Source organism: Sedimentibacter hydroxybenzoicus DSM 7310, from assembly GCF_013403245.1.
Lineage (GTDB): Bacteria > Bacillota > Clostridia > Tissierellales > Sedimentibacteraceae > Sedimentibacter > Sedimentibacter hydroxybenzoicus.
Genome location: NZ_JACBNQ010000051.1, coordinates 1 through 3802 on the forward strand (window position 1 = coordinate 1; position 3802 = coordinate 3802).

Below are 3802 nucleotides of genomic sequence, written 5' to 3' on the forward strand. Positions count from 1 at the left end.
TGAAAAATCAATGGTTTTGTAGTATAATTATGTTTAATATCGTAAGTGTTTTTGCGCAGTCTGCCGTCCCCTTGACATCCGTCCCCTTGACATCCTGTCTTTGGTCCACGCTTTTGATATTTTAGTGCTTCAGGTCCCTAATCTCGCCTACATTTACAATATAAAACTGTTCTGAGCCTGTTTTAACTGAAATAATTATATTGTTTCGTATTTTTTCCAATTCATCGATGGTAAAGGTGCTTGGCTGAATATAGACATTTACACTTCCAGTATCATCTTCAAGCTTTGCAGATAAATAATCTTCCTTATCAAGACGGACAAACCTATTAGTAAAGGAACTTAATCCTTCGGGTATAGTTCTGATTTCTTTTATATCCTTAAGTCGGCTTTCAATAAGATAATAAGTGACATCATCCTGTAACTGCATTTTAAGCATTTCTTCTATAGTACCTTCGGAATAATCAGTTCCCGTCTCTTCTATACTCGCTAACCAATAATATCTTTCCAACTCTCTCATTCTTTCGATACTGTCGGGATTTGCAATTACTATTCTGATATTAAGTCCGTAGTTTTCATCGTCAGCAGGATAAAATAAAATTTGAAAGCTTGCATTACCGATGCGCCTGTACCAGGTAATTCCATCTTCGGAAGGGGATTTTTCAAGGGAATAATCCACAAAATCATTAAATAATATCTCTGAATAATCGGGATTGCTGTAAAAAGTCAATGCTAAGTCAAATACTTCAAAAAGTTCCTCTTTGCTTATAAATTTGTCATGAGGAGAATCAAGAGAAACATAGGACATCATAACATGCCGCATATTTTCAGACTGCTCTAAATCTACGACCAAAAAAGGCAATTTAGAAAATTGTTCTAAATCCTTCTTAAGAAGATAAACTGCATGCCCATCTCTGAAAGAATCCTGGCTATCGATTTTCCATTCAAGCGATTTTTGGGAAATAATTGCTTCAACATCATTACTGTCAAGGGGCAAATCGTATAGGTAATCATTCATGTTTTCTAATATATCTTTATTGTTTGCAATACTATCATTACTTTCATTCGTGCATGAACTTAAAGAAAATACAAGAAATAACAGTATAATTGTAATGGTAGATAAATATTTTATTTTCATAAATCCTCCTTAATCCTCCTTCATTTTGATGCCATACTTAAAATTCCAACTATATATAGTCGGAATTTTATTGTTGCTACGGCTCTCATTTAATAAAAATTATGTTTTATGGGAAAACAACCTCATAAGGTGGATATGGCATGATATAGCAATGTATATTGAGACCTGGTAATCTACTTAAAAAATACAATTTCCAATCAAAGTTGCATCGTACCTTCCAATATGAATTTGTGTAAACCTTATCAAAAATATTATTGCAACTATTACATCTTACTGCAACAAAATTTTTCATCTCCGCTAGAAAGTCACTTCCATAAATTGCAGGACAGGCAACCATTATTGGTCCCCACTCTTCTTCTATATAAATAGTCTGAGTTGAACTCGAACCGCACGCAGGGCAATTTGCAGCACGTTGTAAACTTATGATATTTTCCAATTGTTTTAATACTTCATCGGTAATTTCGTATATTCTAATTTTTTGCAATCCATATTCCTGAGTCATTTCGAAGTAGCTATCTTCTTCGCTTTCCGGTTTGATACCATTCATATACTCATATAGCATTTCAATACTGTCTATCTTATAATCCACATACTCATACATTTCTTTATATTTTTCATGAAATTTAAGCTGTTCAGACTCATCTACAACTGATGTACCAGTAACTGACTCACCCAATCCGCAATGTTCATGTATGTCACATCCATGAGCTTGATAAATCTGCGAAAAACTAATCAATAAAATAAGAATCAAACTAATAATTTTTTTCATAAAATCATCCCCCTTCAATATTTTGTATTTTATTTTTTTAAAATTTACAGCAAAAAATGTTGTATTTTTTCTTTTAATATTTTACAATATCCATATAAGGCTCTGAAATATCCTCTTAGATTCTTTTTCAAGATTAAGTATTCAAAATGCGAGGTATAAAGAGTCTTTTATCTTGTTTGGTGATCTTATGTGTATCATATCTTCACCTCCTCTCTATGTTTTTATATACAACAGATATAATCCGCCATATTTAGAAAATTAATGTTGTATTAATCAATTTTCAATACCTTAAAATTTCACAAGCACCTGAAACGGCCTCGGCAGTTTCTCCATTTACAGTTACTACAACTTTAGTACGATACATTGTATTTGAAGTCCCGCTATAGCTCTTAGATAAAAATACATTGCCTGTACCATTTAAACTCCATGATGTTACATTTACCCAACTTCCAGAACTGTATTTTTGTAGATACATTGTTCCACTAATTGATGCTGAAGTACTTTTAGCCTCTATATACACTTCTGGGTAAAGAACATAACCACTTGAAGATATGTATGGCGAAATAATGTCAATTTGAGACCAAAACGGAGTGATTATCTGTTGATTTGTATTTACTAATAAATGTTCTTGTTGTTCTATAGCATATACATCATTAACTCCAACACTTCCAAATATTAATGCCGACACCAACGCTATTGCTCCAATTTTCTTTAGTTTCATAATAAAAATCCTCCTTGTTGTTTTTTAGGTTCTTACCTATATAACGAACAAGGAGGGAAAAAGGGACATCTTTTTTTTAATTATTTTTAATTATTTTGAAACATTTTCTGCAGTCTTTATAATCTCATCCTTATTTAGGTTTCCGATAATGTGAAAATCCAGGGTGTCTAGGGTGTCTAGGGGGGTGTCTAGGGGACGGGGTTATTGACACTACACTTTTTGAATTATTCCCCTGTTTATTCCCGTAAGTCTTTCAATTTGACGAATTGAAAGATTATAATCTCTTTTTAATATTTTTATATAATAATTACGTTCATCAGTATTAAATTCTTGCATATCATGGGGATGTTCGACTTTACAAGTTTCATTAATTACTTTTTGTGCCTCGTTATCAGTTATAGTACTTCTTTCGTCTAAATCCAAACATTCATCAGCATTACTCTCATTTATATACTTAATAAAATCCTTTATTGCTTCTTCCATATTATGTGAATTAAAAAAATTAAAGATAAAATCTGTTTCAGATTTTTTTATTTTTCTGTTATAGTCATCATAATTTGTCCAAGGATATTCAATGATATTTTTTACCATTCCTGCTTTAACAGGATTTTGAAAAATATATCTGAGCACCGTCAAAAAATATGTGTCATCTTCAACAGCTTCACTTTTGAAACGATCCTGAAACAAATAACCAATCCTATCATATTTTCTATTATACCAAAAAACATAGCTTCCACATATTCTACGCATTACCGTTTCCAAAGGTTCTTTACCTTCTTTTATTAACAGGTGTACGTGATTATCCATTAAACAATAAGAAAAAAGTTGATATTCACAGATATTTTTATATTTTTGTAAGGTTTCAATAAATCTTAAAAAGTCTTCCCTTTCAATAAATATTACTTGTCTGTTTATTCCTCGCATCACAATGTGATATATTCCACTTTCGCTCCTTTTTCTTGCAGCTCTCGGCATAAAATCACCTCTTTGGTAATTTGTACCACATATGAACATGTATGTCAACATAGCAATTTTACATTTGATAATTTATTTTCTTTCTTCTCCTGATTTGAGTTTCATAAAGGTGTCAGTAACCCCGTCAGACTGCGCAAAAACACTTACGATATTAAACATAATTATACTACAAAACCATTGATTTTTCAATGATTTTGTAGTA

At 31.6% G+C, this 3802-nt stretch carries 4 protein-coding genes; all 4 read right to left on the reverse strand.

What is annotated here, in order from left to right; genetic code table 11:
• Positions 1-121: 121 nt before the first annotated feature.
• Positions 122-1135, reverse strand: coding sequence for a hypothetical protein (locus HZF24_RS18550; RefSeq protein WP_179239868.1), 1014 nt, complete (start codon positions 1133-1135; stop codon positions 122-124).
• A gap of 106 nt (positions 1136-1241) precedes the next feature.
• A complete protein-coding gene (locus tag HZF24_RS18555; protein ID WP_179239869.1) occupies positions 1242-1904 on the reverse strand; it encodes a hypothetical protein in 663 nt (220 codons plus the stop codon).
• 280 nt (positions 1905-2184) lie between these two features.
• A complete protein-coding gene (locus HZF24_RS18560) occupies positions 2185-2625 on the reverse strand; it encodes a hypothetical protein (RefSeq protein WP_179239870.1) in 441 nt (146 codons plus the stop codon).
• A gap of 210 nt (positions 2626-2835) precedes the next feature.
• Positions 2836-3651 (reverse strand): transposase, encoded by an 816-nt coding sequence (locus tag HZF24_RS18565; RefSeq protein WP_246346190.1) that lies wholly within the window; start codon positions 3649-3651, stop codon positions 2836-2838.
• Between the last annotated feature and the right edge of the window lie 151 nt (positions 3652-3802).